This is a genomic window from Calothrix sp. CCY 0018 (assembly GCF_963920925.1).
Classification (GTDB): Bacteria; Cyanobacteriota; Cyanobacteriia; order Cyanobacteriales; family Nostocaceae; genus Rivularia.
The window spans coordinates 1-19,999 of sequence record NZ_CAWUDI010000019.1; the positions used below are offsets into that span (position 1 = coordinate 1).

General features: G+C 38.6%; 12 protein-coding genes. 9 read left to right on the plus strand and 3 right to left on the minus strand.

What is annotated here, in order from left to right:
* The first annotated feature begins 152 nt into the window (after positions 1-152).
* Positions 153-332 (plus strand): hypothetical protein, encoded by a 180-nt coding sequence (locus tag ACM03V_RS15175; protein ID WP_414621627.1) that lies wholly within the window; start codon positions 153-155, stop codon positions 330-332.
* A 10-nt stretch (positions 333-342) separates the two neighbouring features.
* Here the strand turns inward: ACM03V_RS15175 and ACM03V_RS15180 are convergent, their stop codons facing one another.
* Positions 343-1,266 (minus strand): pentapeptide repeat-containing protein, encoded by a 924-nt coding sequence (locus tag ACM03V_RS15180; RefSeq protein WP_414621628.1) that lies wholly within the window; start codon positions 1,264-1,266, stop codon positions 343-345.
* 416 nt (positions 1,267-1,682) lie between these two features.
* Between ACM03V_RS15180 and ACM03V_RS15185 the strand changes: the two genes are divergently transcribed.
* Positions 1,683-2,639, plus strand: coding sequence for an ABC transporter ATP-binding protein (locus tag ACM03V_RS15185; protein ID WP_414621629.1), 957 nt, complete (start codon positions 1,683-1,685; stop codon positions 2,637-2,639).
* A gap of 67 nt (positions 2,640-2,706) precedes the next feature.
* Complete coding sequence (locus ACM03V_RS15190) at positions 2,707-4,416, plus strand: hypothetical protein (RefSeq protein ID WP_414621630.1); 1,710 nt, start codon at positions 2,707-2,709, stop codon at positions 4,414-4,416.
* A gap of 272 nt (positions 4,417-4,688) precedes the next feature.
* On the opposite strand, the gene ACM03V_RS15195 is transcribed toward ACM03V_RS15190, so the two are convergent.
* Entirely contained in the window at positions 4,689-5,567 is an 879-nt protein-coding gene (locus tag ACM03V_RS15195) for a succinate--CoA ligase subunit alpha (RefSeq protein WP_414621631.1), read from the minus strand.
* A 652-nt stretch (positions 5,568-6,219) separates the two neighbouring features.
* Entirely contained in the window at positions 6,220-7,446 is a 1,227-nt protein-coding gene (locus tag ACM03V_RS15200) for an ATP-grasp domain-containing protein (RefSeq protein ID WP_414621632.1), read from the minus strand.
* Between the two features lie 715 nt (positions 7,447-8,161).
* Between ACM03V_RS15200 and ACM03V_RS15205 the strand changes: the two genes are divergently transcribed.
* The 6 genes from ACM03V_RS15205 to ACM03V_RS15230 all read left to right on the plus strand — a co-directional run bounded on the left by ACM03V_RS15205 (position 8,162) and on the right by ACM03V_RS15230 (position 19,971).
* On the plus strand, positions 8,162-9,889 hold the full coding sequence (locus ACM03V_RS15205) for a hypothetical protein (RefSeq protein WP_414621633.1): 1,728 nt from the start codon (positions 8,162-8,164) through the stop codon (positions 9,887-9,889).
* A 198-nt stretch (positions 9,890-10,087) separates the two neighbouring features.
* Positions 10,088-10,762 (plus strand): TetR/AcrR family transcriptional regulator, encoded by a 675-nt coding sequence (locus ACM03V_RS15210; RefSeq protein ID WP_414621634.1) that lies wholly within the window; start codon positions 10,088-10,090, stop codon positions 10,760-10,762.
* A 300-nt stretch (positions 10,763-11,062) separates the two neighbouring features.
* The gene (locus ACM03V_RS15215) at positions 11,063-12,754 is read left to right on the plus strand and encodes an efflux transporter periplasmic adaptor subunit (protein ID WP_414621635.1); all 1,692 of its coding nucleotides are present in this window, start codon (positions 11,063-11,065) and stop codon (positions 12,752-12,754) included.
* 71 nt (positions 12,755-12,825) lie between these two features.
* Positions 12,826-16,005, plus strand: a complete 3,180-nt coding sequence (locus ACM03V_RS15220; protein WP_414621636.1) for an efflux RND transporter permease subunit — start codon at positions 12,826-12,828, stop codon at positions 16,003-16,005.
* A gap of 811 nt (positions 16,006-16,816) precedes the next feature.
* Positions 16,817-16,945 carry a hypothetical protein gene (locus ACM03V_RS15225; protein ID WP_414621731.1) on the plus strand — a complete coding sequence of 43 codons (129 nt, stop codon included), beginning with the start codon at positions 16,817-16,819 and terminating at the stop codon, positions 16,943-16,945.
* A gap of 431 nt (positions 16,946-17,376) precedes the next feature.
* Positions 17,377-19,971, plus strand: a complete 2,595-nt coding sequence (locus tag ACM03V_RS15230; protein ID WP_414621637.1) for a protein kinase domain-containing protein — start codon at positions 17,377-17,379, stop codon at positions 19,969-19,971.
* Positions 19,972-19,999: the final 28 nt, after the last annotated feature.

Genomic DNA, 19,999 nt, shown 5'->3' on the forward strand with positions numbered 1-19,999 from the left:
ACTTATCCTATTTGTAATTGAACCATTTTTCTCTGGAGAATGAAACAGCCCTGCCCTTTTTAAGGGGGGTTGGGGGGATCTCAACGTCTGGAATACTACATTTTACGTTGTCGCTGCGTAAGTCCTATGATATTTGAGATGAGGAAAAAAAGATGAAGAGAGTAAAATGGCGCAAACTATTTGTTGAAACTTCTGCATGGGTAACTGCTGAAGTTATGTTAAATGTGGTTGGTTTGGATAATTTGGCAGATTACAGCGAATATGTATTTCAAAGTAAAGCTTTGTTAGATGCAACTGAAGCTTTTTCTAACTTGATTACTTTGGTTTCTTAGAAGAGGGATATTAGTCATCTTCAAAAATTGCTCCTTCGCGCTTTAAATAAAGTTTAACTTCTTCGCTAATGCCTATATTCCAACCAAAGCGAGCATTTTCAACTTTTGCATTCATCAGGTTGGTATTAGTTAAATTTGCTTTTCTTAAGTCTGTGTTATGCAGAATAGCTTCTTCAAGGTTTGCATTTAATAAGTTAGCTTCTTCTAAACAAGCTCCACTTAAGTTAGCATTTTTCAAGTTAGCGTTATCTAATTGGGCACGGTTAAAGTCAACCCATTCTAAATTGGCATTCTTTAACTTGGCTTCAGCAAGTTGAGCATCTTTAAGAATCGCACGAGTTAAGTTAGCACTATTAAGTTTGACATTATTCATATAGGCACCAGTTAAGTCAGCATTGACTAACTGAGCATTATTAAGGTTAGCATTCCATAAATAAGTTTTATATAATTGGGTATTATTCAAATTGGCATTTAGTAATTGGGCACCGCTTAAATTAGCACCGCTTAGATTAGCACCAATTAAGCAAGCATTATTCAGCTTGGCAGTACTAAGATTGCTATCTTTTAAATTAGCGTTGTTAAGATTTGCTCCAATTAAATTTATGCTGTTAAGATTAGCACCGATTAATTGAACATCTACTAATCTGGCATCGCTCAAATCCGCTTCACTTAAATCAACTTCTATCAATTGGGCACCTGTTAAATTGGCATTGCTTAACTCAACACCACTTAAATACATTTTGTTGAGGTTGACACCAATTAACTTTGCTTCCTTTAAATCGGTGAAAATTAAGTTTAAACTGCTAGGATTTTCACCTTTGAGAACTTGATTAATTATTTTGTCTCGGATACTTTGCTGCTGTTGATTTTCGGCTTGCTTGGATTCCGAACTTTGATTAACTATATCACCCGATTCGTTAGCTTCGTGGTTCACTGGCTTGTTTCTGGTAGATTCACTTGTTGATATATAAAAAAGGTAATTATAAATACAGTATTTTCCCTGAGATTAGGGATGATAACTAAATAAATCCTTGATTAGTATTTTCACTCATCATAGCAAATTGAGTTGGGCTATATATTACTGCCGATGGAAGGTGGAGATACAGCTAGCACTTTGCCAGATAAAATTATGATGAGTTTGTAGTAAGGACTTAAGTCCTTTAGGGAAAGCGATAAATCGCTTACTACAAACTATGATTACCCCTGAGAATCAACGTAAACGAGTAACACCGCTATTCATCAGATAAAATATCAAGTTTTGTTAAGAATATGTATCAATATCCGAAACTATCCAGATAAAAACTGTAGGGTTCGGCTAAGTTAGTGGAAGTCATCCCGGTTTCAAAAATAATGGTAAAAGAATTAGCAATTCGTACCAGTGGGTTATATAAGCAGTTTGACAAACATATAGCTGTTAACAATGTTGATTTAGAAATCGGTGAAGGTGAAGTTTACGGACTGATCGGTCCTAACGGTGCTGGGAAAACATCGCTGATTCGGATGTTAGCATCAGCAGAAGAACCAACCGCAGGAGAGATTTACTTAAATGGCGAGATCCTGCGTCGGGATAAAACAAGCCCTACCTTAAAGCGTCGTTTGGGTTATCTACCCGATGACTATCCTTTATATAAAGAGCTAACGGTTTGGGATTATTTGGATTATTTTGCTAGATTATATCTTCTTAAAGAACCCAAACGTACCAAACGGTTACACGAAGTTTTACAGCTGATCCAGTTGGAAAATAAACGCAACAGTTTAATTTCTACCCTATCAAGGGGGATGAAACAGCGTTTGTGTTTGGCTCGAACGATTATTCACGAACCGATTATACTGCTGCTTGATGAACCAGTTTCCGGACTCGATCCCATTGCTAGGATGCAGTTTCGGGAAATCATTAAGGTATTGCAGTCAGCGGGAATGACCATTTTGATATCTTCCCATGTTCTCAGCGATTTAGCCGAGTTATGTACCTCAGTGGGAATTATGGAACTCGGCTTTTTAGTCGAAAGTACTTCGCTGCAAGAACTTTATAAAAGTTGCGCTACCCAGCAGATAGTTATTTCAACTTTGGAAAACTTAGAGGTGCTATTAGGTGAACTTAAAAATAATCCTTTGGTGGGAGATTGGGAGATATTAGCAAATAAAGATAAAGATAGCGTCAAAATAGATTTTTCAGGAAATCAACAAGACTCTGCCGATTTATTGCGTTCTCTTGTAACTTCTGGAATTCCTTTGACTGAATTTCACTGTACTCAAGAAGATTTAGAAAGCATTTTTCTTAAACTTGGACACAAACAAACATCTTAAAGGTCAAAGGTTAAAGGTTGAAATTTATAGCTCCTAACTCCTAACTCCTAACTCATAACTACTTAACATGATGCTTACTTTAATTGATAAAATAGGCGACTGGAACCCACAACTTTTTAGAGAATTAAAAGGTCGTCTGAAACCTTTCCCTGTTTTGATAGCTTTAGCTACATCTCTAGCTACTCAATTGATAATATTTCTATATCAGTTGCGAGCATTTCCCGGTGAAAATTACAGAACTTATAATAAATATTGTAATTTAAATAATAATGCCGCAACAAATTACAATAGTGGATTGGATATTTGCCCTACAAATCAAATTAATATGCAATTGTGGTGGCATGACCACTGGGAGTATATGTTTCTATCTATGAGCGTAATTTTTATTTTTACGCTGTTAGTAGCAGGAACTTATTTAATAGTTAACGATTTATCGCAAGAAGAACGTCGAGGTACGCTGAATTTTATTCGTCTTAGCCCGCAATCGGAAACAAGCATTTTTACTGGAAAACTAATCGGAGTTCCAGTTTTAATTTATTTAGTAATTCTTGCAGCGATTCCTTTCCATATTGTGACTGGAAAACTGGCTAATATTGCTTTTAGTCACATTGCATTTTTCTACTTAATACTTGCGGCTAGCTGTATTTGCTTTTATAGTATTTCTTTGCTATTCGGTATATTTGGTGGTTCGGCACTTAGTGGTTTTAAACCTTGGTTAGCTAGCGGTTTAGTTATGCTGTTTCTAATGGCAATGGTAGCAATTAATCAGAGCAGTTCTTATGATAATAGTAGTGCTTTTTTCAGATTATTTAGTCCTGTAGACATGACTGGTTATTTGTTTCCTAACTTATTCTATAAAGGCATTCCAGCACTAGAACAATTAAACTTTTTTAGTTTGCCTTTAGGAAAAAATGTTCTGAATTTAATGGCAATACATTTGTTGAATTATGCTATTTGGACTTATTGGGCTTGGCAAGGATTAAAGCGTTGTTTTCGCAACCCTAATGCTACTATTTTCAGCAAACAGCAAAGTTACTTGATTGTCGCTAATTTTGAAATCATTATTTCCGGATTTTTACTATCCGGGAATTACACAAATAAATACGGGTTCTTTCATGCCCTTCAAAGTTTATACGCATGGAATTTATTGCTATTTGTGGGATTGTTCGCAATTATTTTACCCCCAAGACAAGCCGTACAAGATTGGGCTAGATTTAGATATCAAAAAGTTGGCTTAAGTACAGATTATTCCAAAAAACCCTTGCTTTCAGAATTAATAACTAGTGAAAAAAGTCCGGCTATTTTAGCAATTGCAATTAATCTGTTGATTGCTGCCAGCGCCTTTTTTGCGATTATCTTGAATGCAGAAGTAAATGTTTTACGAGATAACCACCACATTTTAGGATCTTTGGGCGTATTGTTATTTATTAGTTCGACAATGATTTACGCTACAATCGCTCAAATTATGCTGATGCTGAAAAACTCTAAACGTCATTTATGGGCAATGGGAACAACAAGTGCAGCAATAATTTTACCAGCGTTTATTTTATTGATTCTAAATGTTTATCCCTCAAAGACCGATTTGATAGGCAGCATTTCGTGGTTGTTTACAAGTGGTTTTTGGTACGGTGTAGAAAACTCTGCGATCGGTACAATTGTTTTTGTATTACTTTGCCAATTAGCTATTGTTGCCTTATTCAATTGGTATTTAGTTAAGCAAGTTAAATCGGCTGGTGCATCTGCGACGAAAGCACTATTTGCGAACAGTCAACAGTGAGCAGTGAGCAGTGAACAGTATCTTTTACGCTTAGTATTCGGCACCAGGTGCTTCTACACAGGCAAAGTCCCTCCGGGTATCTCCCAAGGGGAGACGCTGCGCTAACGCTAGTTTTGGGGACGCAAACCGACACCCCAAACTAGACTCACCACCTGCGTGGACTAATTAATTTATAACCCGCCCAGGCGGGTTTTGCTTGTGTAGCCTTGGTTTCAACCGCCAGGTATCTAATATGTTTCTCCGTTCCCCATTCCCTATTCCCTGTTTTCTTTTTACAGCATTTTCTTAACCAATTCCGCAACCTGAGAAGGGCGTTGTGCTACAGGTATTTTCGCTTCTTTAAAGGCTTCTAATTTACTTTTTGCAGTACCAAACTCTGGATCGCGTCCGATAACTGCTGCTAATGTACCTGTCTGCCGCCAATGTTTTGCTGGTGGAGCGTGTACTCCGGCGATGTAAGCAATCACGGGCTTGTCAATCATTTCGGCTATATAACCTGCTGCGGCTTCCTCACGCCCCCCACCAGGTTGCCCAACTAAAACTATGGCTTGAGTATTTTCATCTTCATCTAAAATTTGCAGCCACTGGATAAACGAAGAACCCACAACTCCATCACTACCGATACTTACACTAATTGACTGTCCCAAACCGACTTGAGTTAATTCCCAAGCAATTTCATAGGTTAAAGTCGTGCTGCGACTAACTATTCCGACTTTTCCCGGTTGATAAAATTCGCTTGGGTGGGTACCTAACAAAATTTTTCCCGGTACAATAATCCCTGGACTATTTGGCCCCACAATAATAGTTTCTTCGGCTTCGGCACGGCGAAATAAATTTACCATGTCTAATGGAGGTACCCCAGGAGAGATGATAATAATTTGACGGATACCACAAGTCATTGCTTCTAATGCTGCATCTAATACTTGATAAGGATGTACGCAAATAATTGTGGTATGGATAACCCCAAATTTTTTTACTACTTCCTCAACTAAATCAAATACCGGCAAACCATACTGCTTATTTCCCCCACATCCCGGCTCAACTCCTGCGACTAAGTTTGTACCGTATGCTTTCATTTGAGAAATGTGAGTTGCTGAAATAAACTCTCTGAACCCTTGAACAATTACTTTACTATCTGGCGTTAAATTCATAAAAAAGCATAAAATTTTCAGGAGAACTTAGCCTTTGAAGTCATTAATGAAAACGATTTCAGGGTTTTATCTAATTCGGAATAGGCTTAAGCTGTTGGAAACATACTTAGTTAAAGCTTATCGCGAATCGTAAAGGATAAAAGCAAACTGAAACCTTCAAAAAAAAACAACAGAGTAGGTTAAGATAAGATTATCAAACAGTTAAATTATTCTGTTTGAGTTAGGTAGTGAAAACAATACTGAATTCAAAGTTTTTATATTTGAGTCAGTATTTCCGGGCTTTGAGTAGAGCTATGTTAACATCCAGCTTTTAGATGAAAACATATCTAAAAACGTTTCGGTTTGTTGTCGAAATCATGTACCGCTTTATTTGATCGATATCCCATAAATCAAGTTACAACAACGATTTTAGTGTCTTACATATGAATAAATTTTACTTGATCGCTCAATTAGTTTGCAATTAAAGATCGAGGCGATAGCATTAATTCTCTGCTTATATAAACAAGCAAAGAATTATTTATGCTTACAAAAATCATACCTTGCTAAACGGACTTCGATAACTGTCAAACAAGGCAGATGATGTTACAAAAAATAAACTTTTAGACCTCGCTTCTTCAATATATAAAACCCCCTTGCTTTGATGATATTGTGATTACCTTTTAACCTTAGTCTTGATCAGCTTAACTGCTTGAGCTACTGCTTCATCTAAACTTTCTACTAGTAATATAGAATTCTCACCCACATTTTTAAAATTTGATAGGTATTTCTTAGCCGTATCTAAATCGGAACCAGCTAAACGAAGAACCAATTTAGGAGTAAAAATGCCTCCTCGACGTATCTTCGTACTATTTGAAGTAAACCCTTCCGAACTACGATCTGATTGCTGCTGAATAAAGTTTCCAATTACCTCTGCAACTTCTACTGCTTGAGGAATAATACCCAAAAAGTTAATCAGTATTACTTGAATACTTTTATCGGCAGCTAAAATTTGTAAAGCTTTTTCTAATCGGGTATTAAAAGTAGTTGGTGTAGTATCTGTTAAAAATGCGTGTCGCAAATTTAGGCTTGCTCCAGGTTTACCACCGTTGCTTACTACTAAATCTAAAGTTGCCATCACAGAACCAGCACCGTTTCCCAAAACGCCTATCCTACCATTCATCTCTACCCCATTCCAATTACCAAGATAGTCATCTATATCTTGTGAGGTGTTACGGCTAACTATTTTCCGAGCCATTACAGCAATATCTTGATGGCGACGGATAGCTCTTTCGTTGATACTCACGTTTCCATTCAAAGCCATTACCTGCCCCGAAGAATTTACTCCTAATGGATTAATTTCTACCAAATCTAAGTCTTTCTCTACAAACAATCGGTACATATTTTCGATAACTTCGCTTACCGACTGCATCAGGGCACCTTGCAAACCCATTTTTAAAGCCAGTCTGCGAGCGTAAAAAGGAGAAAACTGTTCCTCTACCACAACGTGCTGCATTTTTTCCCCAGCTTCTTCCCATTCGATATCCGCTTCATTACAACCCAGAAGTATTGGACGACATACAGCAGTATCTAAAACAACAGCTAAATACAACTCTTGTTCGATGTTGTATTTAGCTTCTGCCAACAACACTTCCGGTAATTCACCACAAATCGCCTGATTAAAAATGTTTTGCGCCGTGGCGATCGCATCGATTGTGGTTTCTACAAACCTGACTCCACCGACTTTTGCGCGTCCCCCTCCATAAATTTGAGACTTTAATACAATTGGATACTTGATTTTCAAACGTTTTAAGTCCGTAGGATGGTCAATTGTTTGAGAAGGTAATACTGGGATACCTATTTTCCCAAACCATTCTTTTACTTGATACTCTAATAATTCCATTGACACACCTTTTAATGCGACTTGTGGAGGGTAACAGCGGTACTGTATAAAACACAAACGATGCACCCAAATAATTAGTCTTCTATTTAAAGCCGTTAAAAACAAGCTGTTAAAAACCAGTTATTTTCTGTTACTAATTTTATCTAATTGCGTAGTAGTGGTAAACAAAAAAACGATTCTTACACTTTATTACTTTATATGAGGTAATCGATCTCATCAGTAAAAATGCTTACATTTTTCTTAACTGAAGTTTTCCGATGTTGAATAGCGATACATCTGATGTACAAAGTATGTCGGTGAACAGTCGCCGAAACACATAGATAAATTATCGAGAATAAATTCAATTGGCTCTGCTAGTTATTAATTAATTTGTGAAACAATTTATGCTAATAATAACGATACTTTAAATTCTTATGATTCCCACTTTTGAACCAAAAGTTATCATATCCATAGAAAAAAATTATTAAGTAAGCAATTTTATTAAAAAAGGCAGATAATTACGTATTTACCCTGCAATCAAAATTGAACTAGTTATGCTTAAAATTACTTATAAGTAAGAGTTTACTCGCAGATTTAGAGTTTTTGTAAAAATCCATTTGTTGTGTTAAAAAAATGTACGTTCGGATTTTATATTGTAACTAGTTAATCAAAAATTAGTTTGACTCACTTGAACATACTTTAATCTCTGAAAATATACGGAACGGAACAGGGCTTTATGACAGTAGCGACTCGTGCGGATAATTTACAATTGTTAGCGAATAACTTGCAGGAACACTTGCGTGCAGACGTTCCATCTGGAGAATTTTTTGAGGTTAGGTGTGCTGTAAAAAATTACCAGCTAATGATTTTAACTCAGCATCCCCAGGGTGTGGCAGTCGATACCGAAAATATTTTTACAGTTCTTAAAGAAGCGCTTTCTCATAATTCCCGCGAGTACCAACAAGAAAAAATCGATATTTTCTTACGAGTAGTTGGAGTCAAGCTTCCTTACGCTAAACGTTCCCTAACTCTGGAAAAACAGGTAGAGGAGAATTTTTCTGTCCCAAATTCTTCAGCTTTGACTTATTCGCCGATTTCAGAACCCGATGCTGATTCATCCTCACTCGCTGAAATACCTGTTTTACCAGATAATCCCGATAATTCACAACTAAAGCCAGCTTTTAATATCAAACTAATGCTGCTTGCAGTAATTGGGGTAATAATTTCAGCAACTTTAGGTGGTGCATATGTTGCTACTCGCCCTTGTTTGATAACCAAATGCAATCAATTAAAAACCGCTGAAAAGTTAAATAGCTCTTATGGGGAATTGGTTAATCAAATCAACTCCGATCAAGATTTAGCTCGATTGCAAAGACAAATTGATTTAGCAAGGATAAATTTACGTCAAATTCCCGGTTTATCTCCTTATTCGCAACAATCGCAACAACTTTCGCTCTCACTAACTAATAAATCATCAGAAATTCAGCAGGTATTTACAGCTTCTCAAGCAGCACAATTAGCCGAGCAAAAAAGTAAAACCCCCACCTCAAACTTAGAACAATTACAAGATAGACGACGATTGTGGCGACAAGCAATTTCACCTTTAGAAGCAATTAATCGCGATCGCGAACTTTACCAATTAGCGCAAGAAAAAATTGTCAGCTACCGCGCTAACTTAGAAACAGTAAATGCTCTGTTGCAGAAAGAAGATAAATATTCTCGAAAAATTACTTCAGCTAAAGCTGTAGCCATCGTCGCCGAAAAACGCCAAGCAAGCGCCAAAACTTTGCAAGATTGGCAAAAAGTTGAAGCCACCTGGCAACTAGCCGTAAATGCATTAAACTCAATTCCTGCCAAAAGTCCGGCATATTCCGACGCACAAAAACTAATATCCGAATACACACCTCCATTATTAGCAGCAAAGAATCGCAACACGAAAGAATTGATGGCAGCCAAAACTTATAGACAAGCCGTCAACGCAATCTCCCTTGCCAAACGTTACGAACGACAAAACCAGTGGACAGCAGCAGTTACAAATTGGCAAACAGGACTAAGTTCGGCCAAACAAATTGCTACAAGCAGTTCTTACAGTCTCGAAGCCGATAAATTAATTGCACCAGCAACTGTATCCCTCCAACAAGCGCGAGAAAAATTACAAGTTGCCATGCGAATACAGAAAACCCGTTCCGATTTAGAGCGAACCTGTTCTTCGGAAATTCGCGTTTGTACTTATCTCATGGGTAGTCAAGGAATCACAGTGCGGATAAGTCCCGACTACGAGCAAAGCCTGCAAGATAGTTTGATAGAAGCCAGCACTCAAAGAGATACTAGCATTATCGACGGTGTAAACAATCACTTACAAACCTTACAACAAGCTTTAGAAGCAATCAGCGATAATGCCGACGTTCCCCTGATTGTTTACGACGCACAAGGCAATGTAATTTACGAGCGCACTTTGAATTAATAAACGTTCGTAGTAAGTAGCGATCTGCTCTTTTAGGACGCGCATTCCTTACTACGAACCTACCTAAAGAAGGATTAACTACATCAAGCGTTCTCTTTCTCAAGAATAGTTGACAGCATGAGGCATTTACCAATATAGTGACTAATAAGTCACGTGACTGATTGGTCATAAAAAATAAAACAGCCAAATTGCTTAGCTATGCCAAATCAAACCTTCTTTAACCTGCCAGAGAACAAAAGAAAGAAACTGACTGAAGTTGCGATCGCGGAATTTGCGACTCATGACTACACTAATGCTTCGATTTCGCGGATTGTTGTGGATGCGAAGATTGCTAAAGGTAGCTTTTATCAATACTTTCAGGATAAAAAAGACCTTTATTTGCATCTTGTGGAGTTAGCGAGTCAGGAAAGGATTACTTTTTTACGCAGTACAGATCCACCAAAACCACAACAGGGCTTTTTCCGTTATTTGCGTTGGTTGCTCGGAGCAAGCGCTCAGTTTGATTTAGCCCATCCCAAAATTAGCCGGATTATCAACGGGGCTGTATATGGTAATTTACCGTTTAGAGACGAAGCAGTTAAACGTACTAAAGAGATTTCATTAGATTACACAAAACAGTTAGTTAGTCAAGGCATAGCTCAAGGAGATATCAACAGCGATATTTCACCAGATTTAGCTGCTTATGTTATCAGCACTTTGTTAGGTAATGAGTTAGGAAACTTTATTCTCAAGCAAATTAATATCGATCCGCAAAAGTTAGCAGAAGAAAAACCTTTGGAAGTTGATATGCAGTTAATTGATAAAGTTTTTGATGATTTGGTGCGAGTTATAGAAACAGGGATGAGTAGCAAGTTAGATGCACCGAGTCAATAACGTAAACAAGCTCAAAAATTAATCATTAAAAATAAACTCGGTTTGATTGGAATTAAAATTTCATCTCTATTCTTTGTATCAAGAATTTGGCGTAATTTAATTATCAGTAGGTAATTACGCTGTCTCGGCAGTTTCACAAAACTGTTTTTGATTAAGTAATTTTAATAAATACATTACATCGATCGAGAGTAAAACTCGAATAAATCCTTCTTTGGCAATAGTAGAGTTTAATCCCTAAAGGAGATTAGAACACTGTGGAGTTTTCTTTAAAATAAAGCAATAAAAATTATTATTCCTATTTTGGCTGCAAATTTAAGTCTAAATCGCGTAAATCCTCAACAAAATATAACTAAAGTGGAAGATTATTCACCATCATTCGATGAAAATTTTGGTAATTCGCATTCCGATGAATCTTCAAGACAAATGGCAGTGCGCGAGTTACCACCTCAAGAATATAAAGATTCTCAAGAATATCCAGATGAAGAGAAGGCTGAAAAACCTTCTAAAAAAGATCGCAAAATTAAAGCAACCTTTAAAAAGTATTGGTGGTTGGTAGCTTTGTTAGGTGTATTAGGTGGGGGTGTAGCAGTAATTCGTCCTTGGGAAAGCGCCCCTGAAGAAGCCCCCGTAACTCAGACTGCACCGCTTTCTGTACGAACAATAAAAGCGCAACGAGAAGCAATCCGCTCTTGGGTTTCCAGTGAAGGTAGAGTTAGAGCAGCAAAATACAAGCATCTAACCTTTGAAGTAGAAGGAGACGTAACTTATTTGGCTCGTCGCAACGGAAGAAGACTGCGAGAAGGAGATAGAGTCAAACAAGGAGAATTACTAGCACGAGTTGACGATCGCAAACTTGTAGCAGATGTTCGACAAGCCGAAGCCGCTATAGCCGAGGCACGCAAGCAAAGAGCAGCATCTGCGGCAAATCTAGCTCAAGCACGTTCTCAAGTATCCCAAGCACGCTCGCAAGTATCCCAAGCGCAAACTCAAGTATCCCAAGCGCAAACTCAAGTCCAAAAAGCGCAAACCGCTCGCAATCTAGCGGCTACCAATCTCGAACGCTATCGCTCCTTAGTTAACCAAGGAGTCATTCCTCGTCAGGAATTCGACACCAGGCAAAACACCTTCCGAGATGCCGAGGCTGATGTTCGTACAGCGCAATCTCAAGTACAGTCAGCCGAATCTCAAGTACAGTCAGCCGAATCCCAAGTACAGTCAGCACAAGCCGGAGTCACAGCCGCCCAAGAACAGCTTGAGGCTACATCAAGCAGTATTACCACTGCCGAAGCACGATTGACTCAAGCACAAGTTGCTTTAGAAGGAGCCAGCATTTACGCTCCCTTTGACGGAGTTGTGGCTTACCTTAACTACACCGAAGGAGAATATTTTACACCTCAAGCAGTAAGTTCTCAACTTGGTGGCGATTACCAAGGAATTTTGGAAAGAATACCAATGGTAATTATCGATCCGAGTCAGTATGAAGTAATTGTAGATTTAGCAGGATCGAGTGGAGAGCAAGTCGAACCCGAACAAACAGCATATGTTGCTTCAGAGAAAAACATCAAAAATTCAGGTAGTGGAAAGACTGTTAACCAAACATTGATCGCCAACGCTCGTGCTAGAGGTGAAGTTTTTGCCGTTAATCCTGCTATAAGTCCGGGAGGAAGGGCAATTGAAGCCAGAATTCGCCTGAATCCATCAACCACTCAAGACGTGCGACATGGAGAAAGAGTTTTGACATGGATTGCGGTTGAAGAAGAAGCAAACGCCGTTGTTGTTCCTTTAAATACAGTAGTTTACCGCGACCAAACCCCCTATGTTTTCGTAGTCAATGAAGAAGGAATAGTTAAACAGCGAAAAGTAGAACTAGGAATTCGAGGCATTACCCAACAGCAAATTATGAGCGGAGTCGAAGCCGGAGAATCCGTCGTTACCCAAGGACAAAACCGTCTCGTTGATGGCGCACCTGTGACAGTTATCAGTGAGCAGTGAGCAGTGAACAGTGAACAGTAGCGAGTAGCGAGTAGCGAGTAGCGAGTAGCAAGTAGTAATTACCAATTCCCATGACCAAATTAGAATCTTCACCACCACAAAAAGAAACTTCTAATGTTAAAGCTTCACGATTAGAACGTTTCTTTTTTCTCAACACAATTTTTGCTATTCTTTTAAGCTTGCTGATGGTTATTGGCGGGGTGTTGGGTTATTTTTCGATGACCAAACAATCCCAACCAGATATTGATATTGCTGTTGCAAATATTACCACTACTTGGGCTGGTGCCGATCCGCAAACCATCGAGCAGCAAATCACTGATGAAATTGAAACAGAAATTACCTCAGTTGAAAATATTAGTCAGATTCAAAGTGCTTCTTATACGGGTTTTTCAGTAATCAATGTTGAGTTTACGAGTAGTGCTAATACTGAAGAAGCAATTCGAGAGTTGCGTCAAGCGGTTTCTCTAGCAGAACCAGAATTACCCAGTGATGCCGATGAACCTGTAGTTGAGCAAGTTTCGCTTACTGATGCCCCAATTCTGACTTTAGCGCTGTACGGTAACATCGATGCAACGGTAATTTCTCAAGCTGCTGAAGAAATACAAGACAGTTTGGAACAAGTAGGGGGAGTAAGTGAAGTAAATCTCGGTGGTGCTAGGGAAGAAGTCATCAGCGTCCAAATGAATCCTTTTCGTTTAGCTGCCTTGGGAATTTCCCCAACTACCGTCGCAAATCAAATCCGTGCTGCTAACCGAGATGTTCCCCTCAACGAGATCGAAAGCGATGCAATTGGTACCCAAGTAAGATTTTACGGAAAGTTTCGCACAATTGAAGACTTGCAAGAATTGCCTATAACTCGTCTTGAAGGACGGGTTGTGCGTTTAAGTGAGGTTGCTTCTGTAAGTCGGGAACTCGAACAAGAAGATACCCGCGCTTTTATTAGTACCAAAGGGGAAGAATTTCAACCTGTTGTCAGCGTTGGGGTGGTAAAAGCACCAGGGCAAGATTCGATTGAGGTAATTAATAAAGTCCTCGAAACAATGGACGAAATTAAGCAAAATCCCGATATTTGGCCTTATGGGATGGAATACCGCATCATTGCTGATGAATCGGAAATTATTTGGGAACAGTTAGGCAATTTATTCGTAAATGCTTTGCAAGCAATGGCTGCGGTGTTTGTCATCTTGTTTATTGCTCTTTCCTGGCGCGAGGCTTTGATTGCCGGACTTTCGATTCCGCTAACGTTTTTAGGAGCATTAGCAGTTTTATGGTTAATGGGTCAAACTCTTAACAACATGGTGCTAATTGGCATGGTGTTGGCTTTGGGAATTTTGGTGGATGTATTCATTTTGATGATGGAAGGAATGCATGAAGCGATTTTTGTCAAGCATTTGAGCTTTGAACAAGCGGCACTGCAAACCGTAAAAACTTATGCGGGGCCTGCTTTTGCCGGACAGTTAACAACTATATTAGCTTTGACACCGTTAATGGCAATTAGCGGTACGTTAGGAAAATTTATCGAATTACTGCCGATCGCCGCAATTATTTGTTTGGTGCTGAGTTTTGCGATCGCGATTTTAGTAGACATTCCCCTATCTCGCTATTTGTTGGCGAATGTTAAAGGTGGAGAAAAGAAATCTCGCATTGATAGACTCAGCGAACACGCTTCCGAACGTTGGGTGCGGTGGAGTCTCAACCACACCGTCAAAAATAAAGCTACTGCTCGCGCTTGGATTTTAGGGACAATCGCTTTATTTGCCTGTGCCGTATACGCTTTTACTCAAATCCCCGTTGAATTCTTCCCCCAATCCGACCAGCGCAACTTCAGCGTTAACGTAGAATTACCTCCTACCACAACCCTAAATGTTACCCAAGAATTTGCTGACGATTTGGGACAAATTTTACAAGAAAAAGATTATCTCGAAAGCGTCATTAAATACGTCGGACAACGCAGTAATTTAGTTTCATCTGGCGAACTACAACCAAATGAAGGTAGCTATTTACTCGGCTTCTCTGGAGTTTTGCTTCCCGAAGACGAACGCGAAAAAATTTCCTATGAATACTTAGATGATTTGCGTAAAGAATTAAAAGCCGTAGTAAATAATTATCCAGGGGCATCAATGGTATTAAATGCCCAACAATCTGGACAAAGCGGCGATCCAATTCAAATTGAAATTACTGGTACCGATTTAACTCGACTGCGCGAAATTTCCCAGCAGGTGCAGAGGGAGTTACGGCAAATTCGCGGCGCTACCGATGTCCGGGATAGTTTAGGGACTTTGCAAGCTGATTTACGATTAATACCTAAACGCGAAGAATTAAGTTTTTACGGTTTAACTGAAGAACAACTGACCACCCAAGCACAATATTATACCAGAGCGATCGACGTTGGTAATTTTGCCGTTGGTGGCAATCAAGAAGACTTAGAAATTCGTCTCAGTACGGCTTGGCCGTCTCGTAACGGTAGAGTTGGCGGACCCACACGCAGAGATGAATTATTAGCAGTACGCTTTTTTAGCAATAATTCCACTGAAGAATTAATTTCCGCAAGTACTGTAGTTGAACCCGTCCAGGCACAAGCACCTCTTTCCATTGCCCGTCGCGATGGCAGACGTACTGCAACGGTGCTAGCCAAGAATGATAACCGCACTGTTGGTGAAATTTTAGGAGATTTGGAACCAAAAATAGAAGAAATGAAAAAATCTTGGCCGGGTGGCTACAGTTACAGCTTTGGTGGTGAAACAGCTGATCAAGCAGAAACTTTTGGTTCCGCAGGACAAGCGCTTGGTATAGCTGTATTCTTAGTATTTGCTGTTTTAGTACTGCAACTTGGTTCCTACCGACAGCCATTTATTATTTTGCTGGCGATTCCCTTCGCTTTGATTGGTACTTTCGGCGGATTTTACTTCGCAGGGATTCCTTTTTCTTTCTCAGCCTTTATCGGTATTATCGCTTTAGTGGGGATTGTGGTTAACGATGCCATTGTGATGGTTGACACCATGAACAGCTACCAGCAAGAAGGAATGAAAGTTAGACTTGCTGCCGCCAAAGGAGCCGCCGACCGTCTACGACCCGTATTAACCACCAGTATCACTACAATTATTGGTTTGATTCCCTTAGCCTTGAGCGACCCCACTTGGATGCCTTTGTGTAGCGCAATTATCTTCGGTTTACTGGCTGCTACGTTGATTGCGCTGGTTGTGGTGCCTTGTTTGTATTTGTTATTAACTCCGAAGACAGAAGTATCTTGAGAGGTCAAAGGTTAGAGGTTAAAGGTCAAAGATAGTAGGTTGGGTGAAGGCTCGAAAAATTTTTAATCATAACCAAATAATTGTAATATGCCGTAACCCAACAATTAATTAGAGCGCCAAACCAATTAATTCAAAACCTTTGATTTGTCTTCATTTACGAGTCAAAGGTAAACATTGTTAACCAAAATTATTAATAAATATTGACTATGCGTAATTTTCTCGTAGGTTGTGTTATAGCTTTAGCCTAACGCACCATATTACTAATTAATTGCACTTTTATGTATTTATATTTAAACAGAGATAAATTATATTACTAAGTATCTGTTCAATTCCGATATGCGAAAGTTACAATATTTCGGCAATATGATGGGTTTTGGTATGGATTATTGAGACTGTTAACCCAGATAACAATCTATAAACGTTAGATAATTGCTACCTCTCCACCAATATCTAACTCAAACGAAATTTTTTAATAATTCAAAAATAATCCTAATTCTCAACTAAAACGCTCCAGGCTTACAACCTGGGGCTATTTTTGTAAACTTTGCGAATACAGGCTAGTATTCGACCACATTCATTTTGACGGGTGTGTATCTAATCCGCCAGGGACTGCAAGTCCCTGTCTAATAGCAGAAGTCCTATAAATAGGACTCAAATAATACGCCTCATAACTTATGTAGTCAAGCTACTAATATTCGTTCGGAGTTGGGGCTGGTTTTAGAAGACATTTGGACGCAGTTGTAAGTCAGTCCCCAAAAACCGTTGCTGCTTGAATTTGATTTATTTCCATACTAAATAAATAGAGTCAGAGATTAACAAGAGCGAGTGGTTCGCAGGTGACGAATTTACCGCAGCAGATGTTCAAATGAGCTTTCCACTTGAAGTTGCTGTTGCTCAATTGGACTTGAATGAAAGCCGTCCGCAGCTAATGAAATTCTGAGAGCGCATTCACGCACGTCCAGCCTATGAGCAAGCGCTGAAGCGCGGTGGTACTTATGAGTATGCCGTCTTAGACTGCTAACCGCAAATACAGTAAAAAATGCTTCGAGTCAGTCTTGCAAAAGTGTTGATTTTGGTTAAAAATTTATACTACAAGTAATATCTCGGAGAAAATAAAATTTAGATACTAGAAACTAAAGTTTTGGCACGTTAATCTTTAATATGTTCCGTAAAATGGGCTTTAACATAAATTGTCATTCTGCTTATGCGTATTGTTCTCGGCGTTCGCGCTTGAACGCTAATATGCTAAATTGTTATATCTAAGTTTAGGATAAATTTAGCACCCGTAGAACCTCTTAGGTAATGAAAGTAATAAACAAGGTATAGTAGTTAGTCAAAACGGTTTTTTATCCAGTGTTTAAATAAAAGCTAATGGTTAATAGTGATCGCCCGATCAAAGTTTACTGCACTCGTCCAGATTGTGGGGACCCGATAAACTTTATTTCTCCAGAAAGATTATTTACGAACGGTTTTATTAGCCAGCGTACTTGCTCTCATTGCCAAATGCCCTTGATTTTGGAGGGGCGTTTTTTACCGATAGATTTAATCGGAGAAGGCGGATTTGGGAGAACGTTTAAAGCAAGAGATTGGAAGTCTCAGAATCAACCGCAGTATGTGGTAGTCAAGCAGTTATGTCCTAAAAATCCTTCAGTAGGTTCAAAGTTAAACCCTTCAGTACTTGAACGCATAGAAAAATTATTCCAACGAGAAGGAAAGGTTTTATACAATCTTCATCATCAACAAATCCCACGAGCATATGCTTTTCCGATCGTAGAAGCGCCACCGAATCGCCAAAACCAATCTTTTGAGTCAAACAGCGAGCAAAAGTTTTTTTATTTAGTGCAGGAATATATCGAAGGTAACAATCTTTTTCAAGAGCTACAGGAGAGCGGTCAATTTTCAGGAAGGGATATTGTTGAATTTCTGCAACAAATGCTTTCTATTCTCAGGTACATCCATAACGAGCACGTAATCCATAGAGATATTAAGCCGAGTAATATCATGCGTCGTAGTATGGACGGGAAAATATTTCTGATAGATTTTGGTGCAGTTAAGCAGGTAGTACAAACAGGTCAACCAGTCGAGCAATCAACATTTGCACCAATTACTCCTCAGTATGCACCACCAGAGCAATTAGCCCACAAAGCAATATCTCCTTCATCAGATTTATATTCTTTAGCTGCAACCTGTGTATATTTGCTTACAGGTAAAAGTGGAACTGAACTACGGCACAGAGATCGATGGAACTGGCGACAATATGCTCAGGTAAATCCCAACCTGGCAGGTGTTTTAGACCGGATGCTGTCGGAACTACCAGCAGATCGGTATCAGTCGGCGGAAGATGTCATGATGGCTTTACCTTCTTTTGTGCAAATAGAGCCAGATCCGCGACCAATAACTGAGGGTTATGGCACTAAACCACTAAACTTCCTCGATAAGATTAGAAGATTTATTCAAATTATTTCATATAAGGTTAAGAGAATATTTTCTGGATCGAAAGGCTTTATATTAGTATTTTCAGCTTTAGCTATAATATTTACTATTTACAACGGGCAAAAACAACCTCCTATTTGCATATCCGATAATCAGTTTAGTTGTGGGCAAAAACGATTGATTAGCTTAACCCAATCCGCGAACCAAGACGGATTCAAAAAAGGAAGCAATGCTTTTGAAAAAAGAAATTATCAAACAGCTATAGAAGGCTTCGAGCAACAACTTCAAGATTACAAAATAGATCCAGAAACCAGAATTTATTTAAATAATGCTAAAGCTGCTAAAAATGGTAATTTTATCAAAATAGCAGTATGCGTCCCGATTGTTGGTCAAAATCAGCCAAATCTTAATGATAATATTAATATTGCCAAGGAAATTTTGTTTGGAGTTGCTGTTGTTCAAGAAAAGATTAACAATGAAAACAATGCCTCTAGACGCATCAAAGGCAATATGTTATTCATCCAGATTTGCGATGATGATAACGAAGACGCTCAAGCAGAAAATGTAGCTCGCCAAATTGTACAAGATAAAAGTATTTTAGGTGTTATCGGTCACTACACTAGTAATACTACATTAGCAGCAGGAAATATTTATGGCAATACATATACATTAGCTGAAAATAGACTTGTGGCAATTTCCCCTACAAGTACTGCCGTAAGAGATAATAATTATCCTTTAAATGAGTACGTTTTTCGCGTATCTCCAGATAATTCTCTTGCTGCTGAAAAATTAATTAATGATTATATTTTTGGTGCTTCACAACTTAATATCAATAAAGTACTTATTATTTATAATGACGCTCAAAAGAATAAAGATTACTATGGTTTGTCTCTCCGCAATGAGTTTATTAAACTAGCGAATAATAAAATAATGATTGTTGATTGCAATCTGGCTGACAAGGGTAATAATGTCGCCAAATGTATGCAAAAAGCAGGTAATGAAAATGTAGGGGCAATATTGTTAGCTATAGACAATCAGACCATAGAAAACAATTATTCTCAGATTTCCAACAATCGTGGAAATATGATTTTACTCGCTGGCAATGCTGTATATTCTGCAAAAGGACTAGGTGCTGATTTGACTAACAAGTTGATAATAGCTGTCCAATGGATTAGAAGCGAAAGTAATAATTTATTTCCGATTGAGAAAGATGTAGATTCACTCTTTGCACGTACCAGCAACGGACATTTAGGTATCAACTTCCGAACAGCTATGGCATATAATGCGGCTGAGGTAATTACTCAAGGAATGAGGAGTATTGCGGGTGATATCAACCGTAAAAATCTTTACATGGAATTAAAGACGGATGAATTTTCAGCAGAAGGTACTAATAATGTGAAGATTGAATTTGACGAAAAAGGCGATCCCCAATTTGCTGCTAGTAAAGATAAACTAATGTTTTTGGTTACTCCTAGTTCAACTACAATCAACGGTTCTTCGGATGGTGATTTTCAGTTTGCGGAATTTAAGTGAAGTACTAAAAAATAAACTTGCAAGATTC